Source organism: Variovorax sp. 350MFTsu5.1, from assembly GCF_048302515.1.
Lineage (GTDB): Bacteria > Pseudomonadota > Gammaproteobacteria > Burkholderiales > Burkholderiaceae_C > Variovorax > Variovorax guangxiensis.
This window is the reverse complement of sequence record NZ_CP157620.1, coordinates 6,213,787-6,234,848: the sequence shown is the minus strand read 5'-3', so window position 1 is coordinate 6,234,848 and position 21,062 is coordinate 6,213,787. Positions and strand designations below refer to the sequence as shown.

The following is a 21,062-nucleotide window of genomic DNA, read 5'->3' as shown; positions in this document are numbered from 1 at the left end:
GGGCCCGGCTCACACCCCCAGCGGCAGCCGCGCGCTGTTCTTCACTTCTTCCATCACCGCGTAGGTCCGCGTTTCGCGCACGCCGGGCAGTTGCCACAGCACGGTGCCCGCGAACTCGCGGTAGGCGGCCATGTCGGCCATGCGGGTCTTGAGCAGGTAGTCGAAGCCGCCGGCGACCATGTGGCATTCCATGATCTCGTCGCGCACCTGCACGGCCGCCTTGAACTGGTCGAACACGTTGGGCGTGGTGCGGTCCAGCAGCACCTCGACGAAGACGGTGAAGCCGCGGCCCAGCTTGTGCGGATCGAGCCGCGCCTCATAGCCCTGGATGAACCCGTCGCGCGTGAGCCGCTGCACCCGCGCCAGCACAGCCGTGGGCGAAAGCGCCACCGCCTCGGCGAGCTTGAGGTTGGTGATGCGGCCGTCTTCCTGAAGGATCTTCAGCAGACGCAGATCGATGCGGTCCAGGTCGAGCATCGGAGGATTATCCGGCTCGGGCATCGATTCGTGGCAAAAGATGCGGGTTATGGAGGCAGGCTATAGGAGATAGAACCAAGGAACTGCCGCCGGCCTACCCTCGCTTACCCAACGAGCGAGGGGGCCGAGGCATTCCGTCCCCGTCAGCGGAGCTGGGTCTGCGGTTGCGCGGCCGCTTGCTGGTTCTTCAGTTGGTCGACGAGCGCGCTGTAGGCAGGGCTCGCGCGCAGTCGTGCGTACTCGGCGGCGGCCTCGCGGTAGCCGGGCCTCATCGTGTCGGCACCGGCCTCGCCGCTCTGCCTGGCCGCCAGGCCCGAGCGGATCCACAGCTGCGTGTCGGCAGCCACCGCGGCGCGGGAGTTGGCCGACACCACCACCGCCTGCTGCTCGTAGCCGCTGGTGTAGCCCTGCGTGGGCGCGGTCTTCAGCCACTGCACCGCGTCGGCGGTCACGGCGGCGCGCGTGGTCGAGGAGACCAGCGGCGCGGGACGCGGATCGCCCTCGGCGTAGTTGCCGGCGAAGCTCGGCGCGGCGATCGTGCCCAGGAGGGCGGCGAGGGCGGCGAGGGCGGCGGTGCCGATCAGACGGGTGGCGGAAGCTTGCTTGCTCATTCGTTACTCCTTGATGTGTGATGTCGGTTGGTTTGCCTTGGTTGGTGAAGCCAACTCTACGAAGCGGATCTGCTGGGTCGATAACCCGTCGATGACGTTTCTGTCATCTACGGATGTGGCGCATGCCTATCGCTCGCCCGAGGGGATCGTTCCCGCCCGCATCTCCTTGATGGCCTCGGCCTCCACCGCTTCGCGCGTGGCGGGCTGGCCGGTGCGCGCGGCGGGCCAGGGCGCGCCGCGGCTCACGTTGTTCCAGGCGGGCTGCTTCTGCGCCGTTGCCAGTTCGGCGACCACCCTGTCGCGCGACGGATCCTGCTTCGCGTGATCGGGATAGCGCGTCACGCCGGCCTCGTTGGGGGCGAAGTGGTATTCGCCCGCGGCGGACGCTGCCAGCGGAGTCAGCGCGACGGCGGCGAGAAGGGAAGAAGAAACAAGAAGCTTGCGATGCGGCATGGTCGGTATCTCCTGGTTGGTTGTCCGTCGTCGCCGGGATGGCGCGACCATGCCAATCTAGGAAGCGAGCCGGTCAACCTCCGCACGCCGCGATTACATCGGCGCAATGTCGACCCGGCAGGCCAGCCAACCTCTCTTGCATAACCGCCTCCGCGGCGCGCATAAGCCATGGCGCAACGCGCGGCGGAGGTCTATCGTTGCAGCCACCCTAACAAACCAAGCAAGGGAACTCATATGAGCGAACAACTCTCCTTCGTCAGTCCTACAGCCAACAGCCCGTGGGGCACCTATCTCTCGCAGGTCGACCGCGTCGTGCCGTACCTCGGCCCGCTGGCCCGCTGGGTCGAAACCCTCAAGCGCCCCAAGCGCGCGCTTATCGTCGACGTGCCCATCGAGATGGACGACGGCACCATCGCCCACTTCGAGGGCTACCGCGTGCAGCACAACATGAGCCGCGGCCCGGGCAAGGGCGGCATCCGCTTCCATCCCGACGTCACGCTCGAAGAAGTGATGGCCCTGTCGGCCTGGATGACCATCAAGACGGCTGCCGTGAACCTGCCGTACGGCGGCGCCAAGGGCGGCATCCGCGTCGACCCGAAGAAACTCTCGCTGCAGGAGCTCGAGAAAGTCACCCGCCGCTACACCAGCGAGATCGGCATCATCATCGGCCCGCACACCGACATCCCCGCGCCCGACGTCAACACCAACGCGCAGATCATGGCGTGGATGATGGACACCTACTCGATGAACGTCGGCGGCACCGCCACCGGCGTCGTCACCGGAAAGCCCCTGCACCTGGGTGGCTCGCTGGGCCGCGTGAAGGCCACCGGCCGCGGCGTGTTCGTCACCGGCCGCGAAGCCGCGCGCCGCCTCGGCATGGACCTGCGCGGCGCGCGCATCGCGGTGCAGGGCTTCGGCAACGTGGGCTCCGTTGCGGCCGAACTCTTCGCCGAAGCCGGCGCCAAGATCGTCGCCGTGCAGGACCACACCGGCACCATCGTCAACAGCAACGGCCTCGACCTCGCCAAGCTCGTGCCCATCTCGCGCACTGACGGCGTGGTCGGCTTCAAGGCCGGCGGCGACATCGTGCCGAACGAGGACTTCTGGAACACGCCCTGCGACATCCTCATTCCGGCTGCCCTCGAAGGCCAGCTCACTGCCGAACGCGCGCAGAAGACCACCGCCAAGCTGGTGCTCGAAGGCGCCAACGGCCCCACCGTGCCGCAGGCCGACGACATCCTCGCCGAGCGCGGCGTGCTGGTGGTGCCCGACGTGATCTGCAACGCCGGCGGCGTGACGGTCAGCTACTTCGAATGGGTGCAGGACTTCTCGTCCTTCTTCTGGGACGAGGACGAGATCAACGTGCGCCTCGACCGCATCATGATGAACGCGCTCAACCACATCTGGGACACGGCCGACAAGCACAAGATCACGCTGCGCACCGCAACTTACGCGGTGGCCTGCGAGCGCATCCTGATGGCTCGCCAGGAGCGCGGCCTGTATCCCTGATGCTTTTTTGACGGAAGGAAAAGCTACGCTCGGGGGATGACCACTTCCCCCGCGCAGAACCTTCCCCCGCTTCCAGCACTTCCCCCTGAAAGCGCCGCCCGCCTGCAGGCCCTGATGGCCAGCGGGCAGCGGCGGCTGCTGGGGCTTGTCGGCGCGCCCGGCGCGGGCAAGTCGACGCTCGCGGCGGCGCTCCTGCAGGCGGTGGGCGCGGAGCGTGCCCAGGTCGTTCCCATGGACGGCTTCCATCTGGCCAACGTCGAGCTGCAACGGCTCGGCCGCGCCGGCCGCAAGGGTGCTCCCGACACCTTCGACAGCGCCGGTTACGTCGCGCTGCTGCAGCGCCTGCGCGAGCAGCGGCCCGACGGGGGCATCGTCTACGCGCCCGAGTTCCGCCGCGAGATCGAGGAGCCGATCGCCGGCGCGATCGCGGTGCTGCCTTCGACGCAGCTCGTCATCACCGAAGGCAACTACCTGCTGCACGACGTGGGCCCATGGGCCGGCGCGGCGGCGATGCTGGACGAGGTCTGGTACGTGGACATCGACGACGCGGTGCGCGAGGCGCGGCTGGTGCGCCGCCACCAGCAGTTCGGCCGCAGCGCCGAAGAAGCGCGCGCCTGGGTGGAGAGCACCGATGCGCCGAACGCGCGGCTGATCGCGGCGACGCGGGTGCGCGCGCATCACGTGCTGCCCTGGTCCTGAAAATTTCGGCATTGCGGCGGGAACGCGCTTGCACGGGCGCGCTCGAAGGCTTGCCGGCAAGGCCGCCGGTTAGCATTCGCCGCTTCATGCCGTCCATGCACTCCAATTCCCTGTTCGCCATCCGTGCCCCGGTCCGTAAACCGGTTCTCGCCCTGGGCCTGCTCTGCGCCGTTCTCGTGCTCGCCGGTTGCGGCAGTAGCTCCCGCCGGGTCAACTACGAACCCGAGGCCTTCGGCTCCACCACCACCCACACCCGCGACTACGAGGCCACCGAGGCCCAGACCTGCGAGGCTGCGCGCCGTGCGCTGTTGAGCCAGGGCTACATGATCACGGCCGCCAACTCCGACCTCGTGACCGGGCGCAAGAGCTTCCAGCCGGCGGCCGAGGTGCATGTGGAAGTCGAGTTCCGCGTGGTCTGCGCGCGCGAGAGCACCCGCGGCGGCAAGACGAGCAGGAGCACCGTGGCCTTCGCCACCGCGCTGCAGGACCGCTACGGGCTCAAGAAGGTGAACAACTCGGCGAGCCTCGGCGTGGGCGCTATCGGCTCGCTCTCGCTGCCGTTCTCGGGCAGCGACGACGCGATGGTGAAAGTGGCGAGCGAGACGCTGACCGACGAGCGCTTCTACGACCGCTTCTTCGCGCTGCTCGACCGCTTCCTGGAAGGCCCGGAGGCAGAAGCCGAGGACGAGGCCGCGACCAAGCCCGAGGAAACACCGGTCGCATCGCCGGCCCCGGTGCCCATCTCTGTGCCTGCGCCTGCGCCCGCCATCGCTCCGGCCTCCGAGTCGGCGCCGGCCGTCACCTACCCTGTGACTTCATCGCCCAACCGGGGCTGACGCCGAAAAGCCTGGATACCAAGACGCGTCTTACAATCTGGGCATGGCTTCCACCGTCCCAGATACGGCGCAATGCGCCTCGCGTCTTCGCTCCTCGGTGTCGTTGCTCTCCCGCCAGCTTCGCGGCGGCAGTGCCACGCCGGAGGGGCCGAGCGTGGCCAAGCTCAGCGTGCTGGGCCAGCTCCACCGGCACGGGCCGTGCACGCCCACCGCGCTGGCGGGGTTCGAGCGCGTCAAGCTCCAGTCGCTGACCCGGCTGCTGGCCGAGCTGGAAGCCGAGGGCTGGATCGGCCGCGCGCCGCATCCGGCCGACGGGCGCCAGTGGCTGCTGTCGCTCACCCCCGAGGGCATGCGACGGCTGAAGGCGATCGTGCGCACGCGCGAGGCGGCGCTGGCCGAGGCGATCGGAGCCACGCTCGATGAATGCCAGCGCGCCCTGCTGCTCGAAGCCTGCGGGCTGATCGACGGCATTTCGGCCGCGCTCGACGGCGGCGCGAAGCCTCCCGGGCCATGAACGGCACGCGCGCGCTGCAACGCCTCGCCGACCCCTGGCGCAACGGCCGCTGGCGTCCCGGCGTGCAGCTCGCCGCGGCGGTGGCCATTTCATGGTGCGTCGCTACCGCGCTGCATCTGCCCGAGAGCTTCTGGGCCGTGATGAGCGTGCTGATCGTCATGCGCCCGAGCGCCGGTTCCACGCTCGACGCCGGCTGGGACCGCGTGCGCGGCACCGCGGCTGGCGCGCTGGTCGGCATGGCGGGCGTCTGGCTGCAGCATCACGGCGCACAGCCGATCGCGACCACGCTGGCCCTCGTCGTACTGCTCGCTTTCGCCAGCGCCTCGGTGCCGGGCATGCGCAGCGCGCCGGTGGCGGCGCTCATCATCCTGTCTGCCGGCGGCATTCCCGGCCATTCGCCGCTGCAGGTGGCGCTGCTGCGCATGGTGCAGATCGGCATCGGCGTGGGCGTGGCGCTGGTGGTCTCGACGGTGATGTCGGAGTACCACGCGGGCGCGCGTTTCGACGAGGGCTGCGCGGCGCTGCTGCGCGGCATCGCTAGGCGCATGTCTGCCTCGCGCCGTCCCACCGATGCCGGGGAGATCGAGCGCATCCAGGCAGGTACGCGCGCCGCGCTGGTCCGCCTGGGGGCGCTCGCCGGCAGCGCCGACCTCGAAGCGCGATGGTGGCGCCGGGGCGGCACGAGCGGCAGCTATCGCGACAAGGCCCGGCTGGCGGCGCGCATCTTCCAGGACGCCACGGTGCTCGACCGCGTGTTCCGCCTGGCGCCCGGCACGCGGGCCGAAGCCGCGCAGGCGGCCGGCGCGGCCATCGCGGGCATGGCCGACGCACTCGAAGGCAAGCCCGCGCCGTCCGACCTGGACGAACTGGCCCGCTGCGCAGCACAGGCTTCGTCGGGCGAAGGCGCCTCGAACGCGCTGCTGGCGGCGCCGCTGAACCTGCTGCTCGACGACCTGCGGCGCCTGCAAACCACGCTCGCCGCGCGCCCGCCGGCCTAGCCGGCCCGCCGGAGCGGGCATCGAACCGCCCTAGAATCTTCCGAAAATTCATTCGTTTCGGAGAGGGACGGGCATGGAAGACCAGTCGCAGGACGCGCGCTACGCGCCTCCGCAATCCCATGTGGAAGACGTGGTGCAGCCGGGCGGGGGCCAGTCGGGCGAGCTCGCATCGCGCGGCACGCGTTTTCTCGCCGCGATGCTCGACGCGGGCATCTCCATCGTGGCGATCTGGCTCCTCGCGAAGTTCACGCCCATCAATCTCTGGGAAGACGATGGCCTCGGCATGTGGGAGCCCCGCATCTCCAGCGCGGCCTCCGGCGTCGTCCTCTATCTCGTGCTGCACGGCTATCTGCTGGCCACCCGCGGCCAGACCATCGGCAAGGCGCTTTTCAGGATTCGCATCGCGCGGCCCGACGGCTCGCAGGCGCAGATCGGCCGCATCCTCGCGCTGCGCGACGGGCCGATGTTCTTCACCAGCATCTGGCCGCTGCTCGGGCCGATCTACGTGCTGATCGACTGCCTCTTCATCTTCCGCGCGTCGCGCCGCTGCCTGCACGACCAGATCGCCGACACCGTCGTGCTGCAAGCCTGAGCCGGGCGCGACGCCAGTGCGCCTCGACACGCTCTACACCGCCGAGACCCCTGAAGGCATCGCGCTCTCGCTGCGCCCGGCCGGGCTGGTCGCGCGCGGGCTGGCCTACCTCATCGACTTCGCGATCCGGCTCGGCATCTTCGTCGCGATCTCCATCGGCGTCGGCATGCTGGGCAAGATGGGCTTCGGCATCCTGCTGATCGCCTACTTCTGCCTGGAGTGGTTCTACCCTGTGGTCTTCGAGCTGACGCGCGCGGCCGCCACGCCCGGCAAGCGCGTGATGGGCCTGCGCGTGGTGATGGACTCGGGCCTGCCCGTCACGCCCGCCGCCGCGCTCACGCGCAACCTGCTGCGCGCGGCCGACTTCGTGCCTTCGTTCTACGGCGCGGGCATCGTGTCGATGCTGTGGCGCCACGACAGCAAGCGCCTGGGCGACCTCGCCGCCGGCACGCTGGTGGTGTTCAGCGACCAGGTGAGCCTGCACGGCAGCGTGCCCCCGGCCGAGCCGCAGGCGCCCGCGCGGCCGCTGTCGGCGCGCGAGCAGATGGCCATCGTCTCGTGGGCCGGGCGCGCCACCCGCCTCACGCCCGAGCGCTTCGACGAGCTTGCCCGCGTCGCGGAACCGGTGCTCGGGCCCGACACCACCGGCGCCTCGGCCTCGCAGCGCCTGCTCGGCGTGGCGCAGTGGGTGCTGGGCCGGCGCTCCGGTGCCGATGCGCAGGGAAGGGCGGTGCGATGACCCCGCTCGATTTCGAGGCCGCCTACGCACCCCTGTGGGCCGAGCTCGAAGCCGTCATCCGCACGGCCGAGACCAAGCGCAAGTTCGACGGCGCCCGGCTCGCCACGCTGTACCGCCGCGTGTGCGAACACCTCGCGCTGGCGCAGGCGCGCGCCTATCCGATCCATCTCACGCAGCGCCTGGAGGGCCTCACGCAGAGCGCGCACCGGCTGATCTACCGCCGCCACGACTACGGCCTCGCCCGCTTCGCGCGGCTCGCGCTGGTCGACTTTCCCGAGGCGGTGCGCGCGCACCGCATCTACCTGCTGGTGTCGGCGCTGATGTTCATGCTGCCGCTGCTGATAGCGGGCTGGGCCGCCTGGCGCGACCCGGGCTTCATCCTGCACCTGCTCGACGCCAGCTCGGTGCAGGAGTTCGACTCCATGTACGGCGACAGCGCCGAGTCGCTGGGCCGCACGCGCAGCGCGGACGACGACTGGCAGATGTTCGGCTACTACATCATGAACAACATCGGCATCGGGTTCCGCTGCTTCGCGGCGGGCATCTTCGCCGGCGTGGGCAGCGCGGCGGTGGTGGTGTTCAACGGCGTGCAGATCGGGGCCGTGGGCGGCTACCTCATCGCGGCGGGGCATGCCCAGAACTTCCTTTCCTTCGTCGTCACGCACTCGGCCTTCGAGCTCACCGCCATCGTGCTGGCGGGCGCGGCGGGCCTGCGGCTCGGCTATTCGTGGGTGGCGCCCGGACGGCACACGCGGCTCGAGGCGCTGCGGCTGGCGGCGCGCCACGCGGTGGTGATCGTCTACGGGGTGATCGGGCTGCTGCTGATCGCCGCCGCGGTCGAAGCCTTCTGGTCGTCGGCGCGCTGGATCGCGCCGGCCGTGAAGTACGGCGTGGGCGGAGCCTGCTGGGTGCTGGTGCTGGCCTACCTGGGCTGGCAGGGCCGGCCGAGCGCCGCCGCGAAGACAGGGGACGAACATGCGGGTTGACGGCCTCGCCATCGCGCTGCGGCCGCGGCCCATGGCCGAGGCCGCCGATCTCGGCGCGCAGCTGGTGCGCAGCCACGCGCGCTCGGTGTGGCGCACCTTCCTGCCGGTGCACATCGTCATGGTGCTGCTGGCCCTTGGCACGGTCGAGATCGCCGGCTGGCTGCCCAGCCTGCTGATCTTCTGGCTCAAGCCCTGGCTCGACCGCAGCCTGCTCTTCGTGCATTCGCGCGCCGTGTTCGGGCAGGAGACGCGCTGGTCCGACCTCTGGGCCAACCGGCGAGCCGTGTGGGGCGGGCAGCTGCTGCGCACGCTGCTGTGGCGGCGCTTCTCGCCCTGGCGCTCGTTCACCCAGGCCATCGAGCAACTCGAGGGCCAGCGCGGAAGCGCACGGCGCAAGCGGCGCGCGCAACTGCTGAGCGGACGGCGCGGTTCGGCCACCGGCATGCAGCTGGTGTTCGCCAACGTCGAGATGGCGCTCGACATCTGCCTGCTGTCGCTGCTGTTCTGGTTCGCGCCTGAAGGCAGCTCGCGCGATCTCTTCAACTGGCTCACGCAGTCGGACTCGACGGTGCAGAGCCTGCTGACGGCAGGCGCGTATGCGCTGGTCGTCGGCGTGCTGGAGCCGTTCTATGTGGCGGCGGGGTTCGCGATGTACCTGAACCGCCGGGTCGAGCTGGAAGCTTGGGACATCGAACAGGAGTTCCGTCGTGGATTCCGTTGATATCCGCGGGCTTCGCGTCGCGGTAGCGGTGCTGGCCGTGTGGGCTGCCAGCCTGATGCTGCCGGCGACTGCCACCGCGGCCGAGACGGTGCTGACGCGCGAGCAGGTGCAGGCCGCCGCCGACAAGGTCCGAGCCGACCCGAACATGCCCGGCACCAGGACCGAGAAGAAGCTGCGCTTCAAGGAGCGCGACGAGGAAGAGGAAGAGCCCGAGAAGAAGACCGACAGCCTCGACTGGCTGCGCGACTTCGTGCGGGCCGTGGCCGAGGGGGCGCGCTGGCTGATCTGGGGGTTGGCCGCATTGGCGCTGGCCTGGCTGGCGGTGCGCTTGCATCGATGGATCAGGGTGCGCGCCGGCGGCGCGCGGCCCGGCAAGGCGTTGCTGCCCAGCCACGTGGGCAGCCTCGACATCCGGCCCGAGAGCCTGCCCGACGACATCGGCAATGCCGCCGCCGGCCTCTGGCAGCGTGGCCAGCACCGGCCCGCGCTGTCGCTGCTGTACCGCGGCGCCCTGTCGCGGCTTGTGCATGCGCATGCGGTGCCGGTGCGCGCCGCGAGCACCGAGGGCGAGTGCGTGGTGCTGGCCTCGACCCGGCTGTCGCCGGACGCGCAGGCTTTCTTCGTGCGGCTGATCGAGGCGTGGCAACTGGCGGCGTACGGCGGCCGGCTGCCGTCCACCGCGCAGGTGCTGGCGATCTGCGGCGAGTTCGACCTGCACCTGTCCGCCAAGGCGGCCGCTGCCGAGCTGGACGACAGCCTGATGAAAGGCGCGGCCGCATGAACGCATGGGTGGCCCGCATCCTCACGGTTCTCGTGCTGGCGCTGGCCGGCTTCTGGCTGGTCTCCGCCACCGAATGGGCCGACACCGAGGTGTCGACGCCCGCGAGCGGAGAGGCCAGGACGAACCGCTTCTACGGTGCGCAGGCGATGCTGCGCGAGCTCGGCATGAAGGTGGTCAAGCGCGACAGCCTCGACGCCATGCCGCCCGCGCAGGCGCGGCTGGTGCTCGGCTCCAGCCACTGGGACATGTTTCCCGAGCGCGGGCAGCGCCTGCGCCAGTGGGTCGAGCAGGGCGGGCACCTCGTGATGCCGGGCTACCTGGTCGGCGGCGATCAGCTCGAAGACTGGCTGCCGCTGGTGCGCGAGAAGCCGCCTGCATCGGAAGAAAAGAACGAGAAGGAAACGCCCGAGCCGAAGAAGAGGCGGAAATCGGGCATCCCGCGCATTCCCGACCCGTCCGCCAGGGACGCGGACTGCCACGCGGTGAACGAGCCCGCAACGGTTCCCGCGAGCTTCGCCGGCGGACGCAGCTACCGGCTCTGCACATGGTGGTCGCCCTCGCGCTACCGGCCCGCCGACAGGCAGCCGCCCGCGCTGTGGACCGCGACCGGCTCGCGCGGCACCGAGGCGATCCGCGTCGGTGTCGGGCGCGGCACCGTCACCGTGATGCCCTGGGGCCTCTGGCACAACGACAGCCTCCTGCGCGGCGACAACGCGCTGTTCGCCGCCGCGGCGGTGCAGGCGCGCGGCGGTGCCGAGATCTGGTTCGTCGCCGAGGAGGCGCGCGAGCCCTTCATGCTGTGGCTCTGGCAGAAGGGCTGGGTGGCAATGGTCGTGGGGCTGCTGGCGCTGCTCGCCGCGCTCTGGCGCGCGGCCGTGCGCTTCGGGCCGCTGGCGCCTTCGGCCGGCACGCACCGGCGCTCCATGGCCGAGCAGGTGCGCGGCACCGCCGGTTTCCTGCATGCGCACGGCCCGGGCGCGCTGCACGTTGCGCAGCTGCGCGCGCTCGACGAATCGGCTCGCCGGCAGCTGCGCGGCTACGCGTTTCGCGATGCAACGGCGCGAGCAGCCGCCATCGCGCAGGCAACGGGGCTGGAGCCGGCGATGCTGTTGCGCGCGATGGATGGGGCCCGCACCCGCCACGCCAGCGCGATGGCGATCGACCTGGAAGTGCTCGAGACCGCGCGCCGCCGGCTCGACGCGAACGGGCCGTTCACGCCGCGGACTTCTTCTTCATCACCTTCTTCTTCCTCCTCCTCATCCTCATCCTGAACCGAGAGACGCCCATGCAAGCCATCCAACCCGAAGAACTGACGCGTGCGGCCCAATGGCTGCAGACTCTGCGCGCCGAGGTCGGCCAGGCCGTGGTCGGCCAGCTCGAGGCGGTCGACCAGACGCTGGTCGCGCTGGTGGCCTCGGGCCACGTGCTGATCGAGGGCGTGCCGGGGCTGGGCAAGACCCTGCTCGCGCGGGCGCTCGCGCAGGCCATGACGCTGCGCTACTCGCGCGTGCAGTTCACGCCCGACCTGATGCCCTCCGACGTCACCGGCCACGCGGTGCTCGACATCGCATCGCGCGGCGACGGCAGCCTCGGCACCCTGCGCGTGCACCAGGGCCCGGTGTTCACCAACCTGCTGCTGGCGGACGAAATCAACCGCGCCCCGGCCAAGACCCAGAGCGCATTGCTCGAAGTCATGCAGGAGTACCAGGTCACGCTCGAAGGCAAGGCCATGGCGCTGCCGCGCCCTTTCATGGTGATGGCCACGCAGAACCCGATCGACACCGAGGGCACCTATCCGCTGCCGGAAGCGCAGCTCGACCGCTTCCTGCTGAAGATCGACATCGGCTTTCCGAGCCACAGCGAAGAGAACGCCATCGTGCAGCTCACCACGCGGCAGCGCGCGGGCAACCAGTTTCCGCTGGAAGCCGTGCGCCCCTGCCTCGACGAGGCGCAGGTGCTCGAGCTGCAGCGGCTGGCCTGCCTGGTGCAGGCCGACGAGCGCGTGATCGACTACGCGGTGCGCATCGCGCGCGCCACGCGCGACTGGCCGGGGCTTTCGTCGGGTGCCGGCCCGCGCGGCACCATGGCGCTGGTGCGCGCCGCCCGCGCCGCCGCGCTGATGGCCGGGCGCGACTTCATCACGCCTGACGACGTGGCGCGCCAGGCGCTGCCGGCGCTGCGGCACCGCGTGATGATCTCGCCCGATGCGCAGCTCGAAGGCCTGAGCGTCGACACGCTGCTGCGTGCCGCGCGAGACAGCGTGGAAGCTCCAAGGCTGTAAGCCCAGCGCGGATGCGAGCTGCCATTCCGATCCCCGCGCGCGCGCCCGTGCTGGCGCTGGCCGGCCTCGGTGTCGCCGCCACGGTGGCGCTGCTGCTGGGCGTGCCGGTGGACTACGTCGCCGTCGTGGCGGGCGTGCTGCTGGCGCTCGGCTTCGTGCTGGCGGGCGCCGATCTCTGGCAGAGCCTGCGGCTTTGGCGCGCCGCGCCGCTGCGCATCGAGCGCAACCTGCCGGGCGCGTTCTCGCTGGGCGTGCCCACGGTGCTCACCCTCACGCTGGTGAACGAAGGCGCGCAGGCCTGGCGGGTGTCGGTGTTCGACGAGCTCGACACGCACTTCGCCTTCGAGGGCCTGCCGCAGGAGCACGCGGTGCCGGCGGTCTCGCGCGTCGCGATCCGCTACACGGCCACCGCCACGCAGCGCGGCGTGGCGCAGTTCGGCGCCACCCAGCTGCGCTGGCGTACCCGCCTCGGCTGCTTCGAAGTGCGGCAGACGCTCGGCGAGCCGCGCCGGCTGCGCGTGTACCCGAACTTCGCCGCGCTCGCGCGCTATGCGTGGCTCTCGGGCGACCGGCGGCTGGCGCAGATCGGCATCAAGACCTATGCGCAGCGCGGGCTGGGCACCGACTTCCGGCAGCTGGCCGACTACAAGACCGGCGACTCGCTGCGCCACATCGACTGGAAGGCCACGCAGCGCCAGCGCCGGCCCATCGTGCGCGAGTTCCAGGACGACCGCGACCAGTGCGTGCTGTTCCTGCTCGACTGCGGCCGTCGCATGCGCGCCGACGAAGGCGCGCCGGCGCAGCAGGCCGATAGCAACAGCAGCAGCAACAGCCACTTCGACGAAGCCCTCAACGCGCTGATGCTGCTGAGCTACGTCGCGCTGAAGGAGGGCGACGAAGTCGGCGCCATGACTTTCGGCTGCCCGCCCGAAGAGCGCCGCGACTTCGCCCCGCGCAAGGGCAGCGCCACGCTCAACGCGCTGATGAACCGGCTGCACGACATCCAGCCCGGCGCCACCCATTCCGACTACCTGCTGGCCGCGCAGGAGCTGCTGCGCGTGCAGAAGCGGCGCGCGCTGGTCATAGTGCTCACCAACTTCCGCGACGAGGACGCGGCCGAACTGCGCCCCGCCATCAAGCTGCTGCGCCGCAAGCATCTCGTGCTGGTCGCGAGCCTGCGCGAGCGCGTGCTCGGCCGCATCGCCAGCCAGCCGCTGGTGCATGCGCGCGACGCGGTCGACGTGGCGGCGGCGCACCTGTTCGAGCAGTCGCGCCGCGACGCCTTCGCGCGCGTTGTGGGCAACGACCCGCTGTCGGTCGACGTGGAGCCGGCCGACCTTGCGGTGGCGCTGGTGAATCGTTACCACGCGGTCAAAAGGGCTGGCCTTTTGTAAAGGTCTTTGCCCACAATGGGTTCTTCATAAATCAGAGGAGAGAGAAGCACATGACGACCGATTTCACCAATCCCAATCCGTACGCCGCGCCCCGCTCCACGGTGGCCGACGTGTACGAGGGCGGCTCCGATGCCGTGCAGCCCGTGAAGCTGTGGTCCGCCAAGGGCCGCATCGGCCGGGCACGCTTCCTGGCGTACACGCTTTTTTCGTACATCATCTTCATCATCGCAGCCGCGGTGATGGGCGGCATCCTCGGCTTCACCGGCCTCGCGCGCTCCGAGGGCGTGATCGGCGGGCTGACCTTCCTGCTGGCGATTCCGTACCTGGTCTTCTACGTGCTGACCGGCATCCAGCGCTCGCACGACATGGACTGGTCGGGCTGGATGCTGTTCCTGGCGCTGATTCCGTTCGTCGCCCTGATCTGGGTCTTCAAGTCGGGCACCAAGGGCCGCAACCGCTTCGGCGCGCCGCCGCCGCCCAACGGCATCGGCGTGCTGATCGGCGCATGGCTGCTGCCGGTGATCACGGTGCTCGGCATCCTCGCTGCCGTCGCGCTGCCGGCCTACCAGGGCTACACCACGCGCGCCAAGGCGGCGCAGGTCGAGCGGCCCTGAGCTTTTCTACCTCACCAGCGTCGACTTGCCGAACAGGCTCTCGATGAGCTCCACGGCCACCTCGGCCGTCTGGTTGCGCACGTCGAGCGCCGGGTTCAGCTCCACCACGTCGAGCGAACCGAGCCGCCCGGTGTCGGCGATCATTTCCATGCACAGCTGCATCTCGCGGTAGGTGGGCCCGCCGCGCACGCCGGTGCCCACGCCGGGCGCGTCGGCGGGGTCGAGGCAGTCGAGGTCGAAGCTCACGTGCAGGTGGGTGTCCTCGTCGACGTCCTGCAGCGCCTCGGTCATGGTGGTGCGCATGCCGTGCTCGTCGATGTGGCGCATGTCGAACACGTTCAGGCCCAGCGTGCGGATGGCTTCCTTCTCGTCGCCGTCCACGCTGCGGATGCCGATGAAACGGATCGCGTCGTGCTGCAGCGCCGCGCGCTCGCCGCTCCAGCCCGTGAGCACCGCCGGCCCGTGGCCCAGCAGGCATGACACCGGCATGCCGTGCAGGTTGCCGCTGGGGCTGGTGGTCTCGGTGTTGACGTCGGAATGCGCATCGAGCCACAGCACGCGCAGCTTTTTGCCGCGCTTGCGCGCATGCCATGCCACCGCGCTGATCGAGCCGATGGCCAGGCAGTGGTCGCCGCCCATCATCAGCGGCACGTGGCCGGCGCCCAGCGCCGTGTCGATGGCCTGGTAGACCGAGCGGTTCCAGGCGATCACCTCGTCGAGATGCCGCAGCCCGCTCGGCGGCTGCGTCCAGGGCGTGGCCGGCCCCGCGAGGTTGCCGCGGTCGACGACCGCATAGCCCTGCCGCGCGAGCGCCTCGGGCAGGCCCGCCACGCGCAGCGCGTCGGGGCCCATGCCCGCGCCGCGCACGCTGGCGCCTACGTCGGTGGGCGCGCCGATCAGTTCGAGGGTGACGTTGGCATTGCTCATTTCAATTCCTCAGGTGTCGCCACAGGTAGGCGTAGCCCAGCGCGTCCATGAAGGCGGACTCCTTGTTGTCCGTGGCCGCGCTGTGGCCGCCTTCCAGGTTCTCGTAGAAGCTGCTGTCGTAGCCCAGCGCCTTCATCCTCGCGTGCATCTTGCGTGCATGCACCGGGCCCACGCGGTCGTCGCGCGTGGACGTGGTGAAGAGCACCGGCGGACAGGCCAGCCCTGGCTTCGCGTTCTCGTAGGGCGAGAAGGTGCGGATGAACTCCCACTCCTCGGGCTGGTCGGGGTCGCCGTACTCCGCGATCCATGAGGCGCCCGCCGACAGGTGCGTGTAGCGGCGCATGTCCAGCAGCGCCACCTCGCTCACGATGGCGTCGTACAGGTGCGGGTACAGCGTGAGCATGTTGCCCATCAGCAGGCCGCCGTTGCTGCCGCCCATGGCGCCCAGGTGCGCGGGCGAGGTGATCCCGCGGGCGATGAGGTCTTCGGAGACGGCCGCGAAGTCCTCGCAGGTGCGCAGCCGGTTCTCCTGCAGCGCGGCCTGGTGCCAGCGCGGGCCGTACTCGCCGCCGCCGCGGATGTTGGCGACGACGTACACGCCGCCCTGGTCCAGCCATGCGCGGCCGATGCTGCCGCTGTAGGCGGGCTGCAGCGGAATCTCGAAGCCGCCGTAGGCGTACTGCAGCGTGGGGTTGGTGCCGTCGGCCTTCAGGTCCTTCGGCGCGATCTCGAAGTAGGGCACGCGCGTGCCGTCCTTCGAGGTGGCGAAGTGCTGGCTTACGCGATGGCGCGAGGCGTCGAAGAAGGAGGGGCTGTCCTTGATCACCTGCGGCTCTCCCTGCCCGATGGTGCCGATGTAGAGCGTGGTCGGCTGCAGGAAGCCGCTCACGGTGAGGAAGTAGTCGTCGTTCTCGTCCTCGTCGATGCCGCCCGCCGCGATGGTCGAGAGCGCGGGCGCGCCGCCCAGTCTCTCGCGCTTCCACGGGCCCTTGCCGTCCGCGGGCGGCGTGAGCACCTCGAGCTGGTTCACCACGTCGTGCATCACGTTGAGGACCAGATGGTTGCGCGTCCACGAATAGTCGTCGAGCGCGGTGGTGTCGTCGGGCTCGAACAGCACCGTGAGCTCGCGCCGCCCGGCCATGTAGTCGTCGAACTTCGCGGCCAGCAGCGAGCCCGACCTGTAGGTGGCGCCGCCCACGGTCCAGTCTTCTCGCGGCTCGACGAGCATCCACTCGCGCGTGATGTCGGAGTTGGAATCGTCGGGCACGTCGATCTTCACCAGCTTGCCGTCGGCGCCGCGCAGCCAGGTCTCGCTTTCGTAGAAGTCCATCTGGCGCGAGACGAAGTCGCGCTCGAAGCCGGGCGTGTTGTCGCGCCAGGCGCTGACGGACATGTCCTCGTGCAGGCCTTCGTACACCGTCACCGCGCCTTCGAGCGGCGTGCCGCGCCGCCACTCCTTCACGATGCGCGGGTAGCTGGAGCTGGTCATCGAGCCGGGGCCGAAGTCGGTGGCCACGTAGAGGTGGTCGATGTCTTTCCAGCCGACATGGTTCTTGGCCTCCGGAAGCGAGAAGCCGCCTTCGACGAACTGCTTGGCCTCCAGGTCGAACTCGCGCACCACGTCGGCGTCGGCGCCGCCGCGCGACAGCGAGATCAGGCAGCGCCTGTACTCGGGCTCCAGGCAGTCGGCGCCGTGCCAGACCCAGTTCTCGCCGTCGGCCGCTGCCAGCGCGTCGATGTCGAGCACGGTCTCCCATTCGGGCCGGGGCTTGCGGTACTCGTCGAGCGTGGTGCGGCGCCAGATGCCCTTCGGATTTTCCTTGTCGCGCCAGAAGTTGTAGAAGAAGCGCGGGCCGATCTTGCGGACCATCGGAATGCGCTCGTCGGAGTCGAGCACCTCGAGGATGCCCTGCTGGAGCGCCTCGAACGCGGGCGACTGCGCGTAGGCCTGAACCGTGATGGCGTTCTGGGCACGCGCCCAGGCCAGTTGCTTCTCGCCATCGATGTCCTCTAGCCAGAGGTTCTCGTCTTCGTCCTGTTGCTGATGCTGCTGCGGGGGGAGGCTGGATGTCATGGCCCCAGTGTACGGAGGCGCCGTGAAAGACACCGCGTCTTGTGAGCAGTTGTTGCGGTGCCTTTTTCAGTATCCGTACTTTGGAATTACTGGGGCAAACCCCTGTCGCGCCGGTGCCTGCCCTCGGTGGAAACACTGAATAAGCGAGGGCCCGGGAACGCGATGCGCACGGTATCCTGCCAAGCGGCTCATGCCCCACCAAGGAGACACTACACATGAAACACCTGAGCGGTCTTGATGCCACCTTCCTGCACCTGGAAACGCCGGAAATGCCGATGCACGTGGGTTCGCTCAACGTGCTCGACCTGCCCAAGGGCTACACGGGCGACTTCTACGAGGACGCCAAGAAGTTCATGGCCAGCCGCATCCACCTGGCCGACGTGTTCACGCGCAAGCTCGCGCTGATGCCCTTCGACATGACCAATCCGGTCTGGGTGGAAGACAACGACATCGACCTCGACTACCACGTGCGTCACATCACGCTGCCCAAGCCCGGAACCAACCGGCAGTTGCAGCAGTACGTGGCGCGGCTGCATTCGTCGCTCATCGACCGCAGCCGCCCGATGTGGGAGTTCTACATCATCGACGGCCTCAAGAGCGGCCAGGTGGCGCTCTACACCAAGGTGCACCACGCGGGCATCGACGGGCAGGCCGGCGTGGAAGTGGGCAAGGCCATCTTCGACCTCGAGGCCACGGGCCGGGTGGTGAAGCCGCCGCGCTCGCGCCCGCGCGGCAACAACTACCAGCTGGGCATGGCCGAACTCGCTACCGCGGCGCTGCGCAACACCGCGCAGCAGTACGTGAAGCTCTTCAAGATGGCGCCCGCCATCGCGCGGGCCATCAGCGGGCTTGCGAAGCCCGACGAGAAGGCGGCCGAGAAGGATGCGGCCGCCGCGCCGAAGAAGTTCAATCTCTTCGCGCCGCGCACCTCGCTCAACGTGTCGATCACCAACCAGCGCACCTTCGCCGGGCGCACCATCTCGCTGGCCGAGACCAAGTACATCGCCAAGCACTTCGGCGTGTCGCTCAACGACGTGGTGCTGGCCACCGTGTCGGGCGCGCTGCGCCACTACCTGGCCGACAACAACGAGCTGCCGGCCAAGCCCCTGGTGGCCGGCGTGCCGGTGAGCCTGCGCGAGGCGGGCGACGACACGGCGAACAACCAGGCCAGCATGATCCTGGTGAGCCTGGCCAGCGACATCACCGACCCGATCCAGCGGCTGAAGGCCATCAACGCCTCGTCGACCAGCTCCAAGTCGACCATGAACCGCTTCAAGGCGGTGATCCTCGACGACTTTCCGACCTTCGCCGCGCCCTGGCTGGTGTCGGGCATCGCGTCGATGGTGGGGCGCTCGGGCATCGTCAACCTGCTGCCGCCGGCGGCCAACGTCGCCATCTCCAACGTGGCGGGCGCGCCCTTCCCGATGTACTTCGCGGGCGCGCTGGTCACCTGCTACTACCCGGTGTCCATCGCCAGCCACGGCACGGCCCTCAACGTCACGGTGCAGAGCTACAACGGCCGCATGGACTACGGCCTGATCGCCTGCCGCCGCGCCGTGCCCGACATCACGGAGATCGGCGACTACATGCTGGCCGAGCACAAGCTGCTGATGGAGCTCACGCAGAAGCACCCGGCCGCAGCCGGCGCCGCGCCCGCTCCGGTGCCGCCGAAGACGGTGGCGGAGCCCTCGGACGACGAGGCCGAAGCCATGCCCGTTGCCGCCGCAAAGAAGAAGCCAGCCGCTCGCAAGAGGGCCCTGGTCAAGGTCGCGGCGAAGAAGGCACCCGTGAAAGCGGCTGCCAAGGCGGCCGCCAAGCCACCGGTCAAGGCCCCTGCCAAGAAGGCCGCGCCCAAGGCTCCGGCCCGCAAGGCCGCCCCGGCCAAGCGTTCTTCGGGCTCCGCGCCCAGGGCCGCCGCGGCCTGACCGGCACAAGGGCAGGCCCGGAAAGAAAATTGGGGCAGTTGGACTAGTTTTCCGACTGTTCTAGTTTTCCAGGCCTAGGCTCCCTGGAAGAAGATAGGCCCATCGCGACTGATCCAGTCCCTCTGTTTCCTTCGCGAAGCCCATCAACTTCAAGGAAATCTTCATCATGTCCACGCAAACCTCCATCGCCTCCGCTGCCGTCCACGTCGTCGGCCAGTACAACGACGCGGGCAAGACCCTGGTCGGCGCCTATCGCGCCGGCGTGCACCGCCTGCTGGGCGGCGCCGCTTCGCGCTACAGCGAATTCCTCGGCAGCCGCCAGCTTCCGCTGGTGAGCGAGCAGGTCAAGGCCAACCTGATCGGCGCGCAGGAGAAGATAAATGGCTTCCTGGCCAACCGCGTGGATATCGACACCGGCCGCATCGTCTCGGTGATGGACCGCGTCGCCGCCGGCACCACCAGCGGCATCGAAGCCGTCGCCGGCCGCGTGGCCCGCGTCGAATCGCCGGTCGCCACCTCGGTGATCAACGCCCTCGGCGCGCTGAACCAGCCGCTGGCCACCGTCTCGGTGCAGATCGCCGACCGCATCGCCGCCGGCACCAGGCAGATCGAAGCCCGCGTGAACGGCGCCGAAGAAGCCGCCAGGCCGGTCCGCACGGTGAAGGCCAAGGCCGCCGCCGCCAAGAAGCCGGTTCGCCGCGCTGCTGCCCGCAAGGCGGCCTGATCCTGGGGCGCCTGGCGCCCCTTTTCATTTTTCTTCCGGCATCTGGAGCACCGAATGGCCAACCGTCCCGACGAAACTGCAAGGTTGAAGAAGAGGGCGGCGCCCGCGAAGGCGGCCAGGAAGGCACCGGCCGCGAAGAAGAAGGCCCCCGCCGCGAAGAAGGCGGCGGAGCAGACGGGCAGCAAGGCCGAGGGCCTGCTGCGCGCCGGCCTCAAGGCGCTGGACAACGTGCGCAACGACGTCGCCAAGCGCCAGGCCAACGTGATCGAAGGCCTGCTCGGCATCGGCCAGGGCAAGGTGCCGAGCCTGGGCCTCGACAGCTTCGGCATCCGCAAGTTCGAGGACGTGTTCGACCAGCGCGTCGCCACCGCCATGCAACGCCTGGGCATGCCCGACGCGGCCGAGGTGCGGGCCCTGCGCGACGAGGTGGCCAGGCTGCGCGAGCGCGTGGCGCAGCTCGAAGCCGGCACCGGCACGGGCGCGGGCGCAGGCACATCCCGCGGGCGCGGCAAGCGCTGAACGGCAGGCAACGCAGCAAGCCGCCTGTGGCCAGCTCCAACACCACGCGCGACCGCATCCTGCAGGCCAGCCTGGCGCTCTTCAATGCGCAAGGCCTCGCGGCCGTGTCGACCCACAAGATCGCGGCCGAGTTGGGCATCAGCCCGGGCAACCTGCACTACCACTTCAAGGCCAAGCAGCTCATCGTCGAATGGCTGTTCCGGCGCTTCGAGCAGCGGCTGGAGGCCTTGAACGGCTCGTCGGCCTCCATCGCGGCCATCGACGACCTCTGGCTCGCGCTGCACCTGCGCTTCGAGGCCATCGACGAATACCGCTTCATCTACCGCGACATGGCCTTCCTGGCCAGCGAATACCCGGCCCTGGGCCAGCGCGCGCAGGCCCTCACCGCGCAGAACCTGCTGGCCGCGCAGACGCTGTGCGAGAGCCTCGTGGCCTCGGGCGTCATCGAGACCAGTGCCGAGCAGGCCCGCATCCTGGCGCTGCAGATGGTCTTCACCACCACCTGCTGGCTCTCGTTCGAGCGGCTGGTGCCTGGGCGTGAGGCGCTGGCGCAGGCCGACCCGGGCCTTGCGGCCTTCTACACGCTTACGCTGGTTTCCCCGTATGTTTCCGGCGAATCGAGGGCTTACCTCGATTACCTGAGGGCCAAATACCTCGGATAAATGTCGCTGCCGTCCGACGGGGCATT

The 21,062-nt window shown here is 69.6% G+C and carries 23 protein-coding genes; 18 read left to right on the top strand and 5 right to left on the bottom strand.

The window, feature by feature from the left end; all coding sequences use genetic code 11:
- Positions 1–9: 9 nt before the first annotated feature.
- From ABL843_RS28305 to ABL843_RS28295, 3 genes are all read right to left on the bottom strand, one after another.
- A complete protein-coding gene (locus ABL843_RS28305; RefSeq protein ID WP_019657564.1) occupies positions 10–477 on the bottom strand; it encodes an Lrp/AsnC ligand binding domain-containing protein in 468 nt (155 codons plus the stop codon).
- 143 nt (positions 478–620) lie between these two features.
- The gene (locus tag ABL843_RS28300) at positions 621–1,088 is read right to left on the bottom strand and encodes a hypothetical protein (RefSeq protein ID WP_418118138.1); all 468 of its coding nucleotides are present in this window, start codon (positions 1,086–1,088) and stop codon (positions 621–623) included.
- Positions 1,089–1,214: 126 nt separating this feature from the next.
- A complete protein-coding gene (locus ABL843_RS28295; protein WP_418118136.1) occupies positions 1,215–1,541 on the bottom strand; it encodes a DUF4148 domain-containing protein in 327 nt (108 codons plus the stop codon).
- Between the two features lie 234 nt (positions 1,542–1,775).
- On the opposite strand from ABL843_RS28295, the gene ABL843_RS28290 reads away from it, so the two are divergent.
- The 14 genes from ABL843_RS28290 to ABL843_RS28225 all read left to right on the top strand — a co-directional run bounded on the left by ABL843_RS28290 (position 1,776) and on the right by ABL843_RS28225 (position 14,205).
- A complete protein-coding gene (locus ABL843_RS28290; RefSeq protein ID WP_418118134.1) occupies positions 1,776–3,050 on the top strand; it encodes a Glu/Leu/Phe/Val family dehydrogenase in 1,275 nt (424 codons plus the stop codon).
- Between the two features lie 36 nt (positions 3,051–3,086).
- Positions 3,087–3,749: a nucleoside/nucleotide kinase family protein gene (locus ABL843_RS28285; RefSeq protein ID WP_418118133.1), complete on the top strand. Its 663-nt coding sequence runs from the start codon at positions 3,087–3,089 to the stop codon at positions 3,747–3,749.
- An 86-nt stretch (positions 3,750–3,835) separates the two neighbouring features.
- Positions 3,836–4,585, top strand: a complete 750-nt coding sequence (locus tag ABL843_RS28280; RefSeq protein WP_418118132.1) for a DUF2242 domain-containing protein — start codon at positions 3,836–3,838, stop codon at positions 4,583–4,585.
- Between the two features lie 43 nt (positions 4,586–4,628).
- The gene (locus ABL843_RS28275; RefSeq protein ID WP_418118131.1) at positions 4,629–5,099 is read left to right on the top strand and encodes a MarR family winged helix-turn-helix transcriptional regulator; all 471 of its coding nucleotides are present in this window, start codon (positions 4,629–4,631) and stop codon (positions 5,097–5,099) included.
- Positions 5,096–6,097: an FUSC family protein gene (locus ABL843_RS28270; RefSeq protein WP_418118129.1), complete on the top strand. Its 1,002-nt coding sequence runs from the start codon at positions 5,096–5,098 to the stop codon at positions 6,095–6,097. The genes ABL843_RS28275 and ABL843_RS28270 overlap by 4 nt, the downstream gene beginning before the upstream one ends.
- Before the next feature lie 73 nt (positions 6,098–6,170).
- Positions 6,171–6,689, top strand: coding sequence for an RDD family protein (locus tag ABL843_RS28265; RefSeq protein ID WP_126025792.1), 519 nt, complete (start codon positions 6,171–6,173; stop codon positions 6,687–6,689).
- 16 nt (positions 6,690–6,705) lie between these two features.
- A complete protein-coding gene (locus ABL843_RS28260) occupies positions 6,706–7,428 on the top strand; it encodes an RDD family protein (protein ID WP_126025793.1) in 723 nt (240 codons plus the stop codon).
- Positions 7,425–8,414 carry a stage II sporulation protein M gene (locus tag ABL843_RS28255; RefSeq protein WP_418118128.1) on the top strand — a complete coding sequence of 330 codons (990 nt, stop codon included), beginning with the start codon at positions 7,425–7,427 and terminating at the stop codon, positions 8,412–8,414. The genes ABL843_RS28260 and ABL843_RS28255 overlap by 4 nt, the downstream gene beginning before the upstream one ends.
- Positions 8,404–9,135: a hypothetical protein gene (locus ABL843_RS28250; RefSeq protein WP_369660634.1), complete on the top strand. Its 732-nt coding sequence runs from the start codon at positions 8,404–8,406 to the stop codon at positions 9,133–9,135. Before ABL843_RS28255 ends, ABL843_RS28250 begins: the two co-directional genes overlap by 11 nt.
- Positions 9,122–9,916 carry a DUF4129 domain-containing protein gene (locus tag ABL843_RS28245; RefSeq protein ID WP_418118127.1) on the top strand — a complete coding sequence of 265 codons (795 nt, stop codon included), beginning with the start codon at positions 9,122–9,124 and terminating at the stop codon, positions 9,914–9,916. The genes ABL843_RS28250 and ABL843_RS28245 overlap by 14 nt, the downstream gene beginning before the upstream one ends.
- Complete coding sequence (locus ABL843_RS28240; RefSeq protein WP_418118126.1) at positions 9,913–11,187, top strand: DUF4350 domain-containing protein; 1,275 nt, start codon at positions 9,913–9,915, stop codon at positions 11,185–11,187. The genes ABL843_RS28245 and ABL843_RS28240 overlap by 4 nt, the downstream gene beginning before the upstream one ends.
- A gap of 14 nt (positions 11,188–11,201) precedes the next feature.
- Positions 11,202–12,197 (top strand): AAA family ATPase, encoded by a 996-nt coding sequence (locus ABL843_RS28235; protein ID WP_019657549.1) that lies wholly within the window; start codon positions 11,202–11,204, stop codon positions 12,195–12,197.
- Positions 12,198–12,208: 11 nt separating this feature from the next.
- Positions 12,209–13,591 (top strand): DUF58 domain-containing protein, encoded by a 1,383-nt coding sequence (locus ABL843_RS28230; protein WP_418118125.1) that lies wholly within the window; start codon positions 12,209–12,211, stop codon positions 13,589–13,591.
- 50 nt (positions 13,592–13,641) lie between these two features.
- Positions 13,642–14,205 (top strand): DUF805 domain-containing protein, encoded by a 564-nt coding sequence (locus tag ABL843_RS28225; protein WP_126025798.1) that lies wholly within the window; start codon positions 13,642–13,644, stop codon positions 14,203–14,205.
- Between the two features lie 6 nt (positions 14,206–14,211).
- Here the strand turns inward: ABL843_RS28225 and rocF are convergent, their stop codons facing one another.
- Both rocF and ABL843_RS28215 read right to left on the bottom strand, forming a co-directional pair.
- A complete protein-coding gene (rocF, locus tag ABL843_RS28220; protein ID WP_418118124.1) occupies positions 14,212–15,132 on the bottom strand; it encodes an arginase in 921 nt (306 codons plus the stop codon).
- A gap of 1 nt (position 15,133) precedes the next feature.
- The gene (locus ABL843_RS28215; RefSeq protein ID WP_418118123.1) at positions 15,134–17,206 is read right to left on the bottom strand and encodes a prolyl oligopeptidase family serine peptidase; all 2,073 of its coding nucleotides are present in this window, start codon (positions 17,204–17,206) and stop codon (positions 15,134–15,136) included.
- Between the two features lie 215 nt (positions 17,207–17,421).
- On the opposite strand from ABL843_RS28215, the gene ABL843_RS28210 reads away from it, so the two are divergent.
- From ABL843_RS28210 to ABL843_RS28195, 4 genes are all read left to right on the top strand, one after another.
- Positions 17,422–19,131: a WS/DGAT/MGAT family O-acyltransferase gene (locus ABL843_RS28210; RefSeq protein WP_418118122.1), complete on the top strand. Its 1,710-nt coding sequence runs from the start codon at positions 17,422–17,424 to the stop codon at positions 19,129–19,131.
- A 166-nt stretch (positions 19,132–19,297) separates the two neighbouring features.
- The gene (locus ABL843_RS28205; RefSeq protein WP_184642062.1) at positions 19,298–19,855 is read left to right on the top strand and encodes a hypothetical protein; all 558 of its coding nucleotides are present in this window, start codon (positions 19,298–19,300) and stop codon (positions 19,853–19,855) included.
- 54 nt (positions 19,856–19,909) lie between these two features.
- The gene (locus tag ABL843_RS28200) at positions 19,910–20,374 is read left to right on the top strand and encodes a phasin family protein (protein WP_418118121.1); all 465 of its coding nucleotides are present in this window, start codon (positions 19,910–19,912) and stop codon (positions 20,372–20,374) included.
- 26 nt (positions 20,375–20,400) lie between these two features.
- Positions 20,401–21,036 (top strand): TetR/AcrR family transcriptional regulator, encoded by a 636-nt coding sequence (locus ABL843_RS28195; RefSeq protein ID WP_126025804.1) that lies wholly within the window; start codon positions 20,401–20,403, stop codon positions 21,034–21,036.
- Positions 21,037–21,062 lie beyond the last annotated feature (26 nt).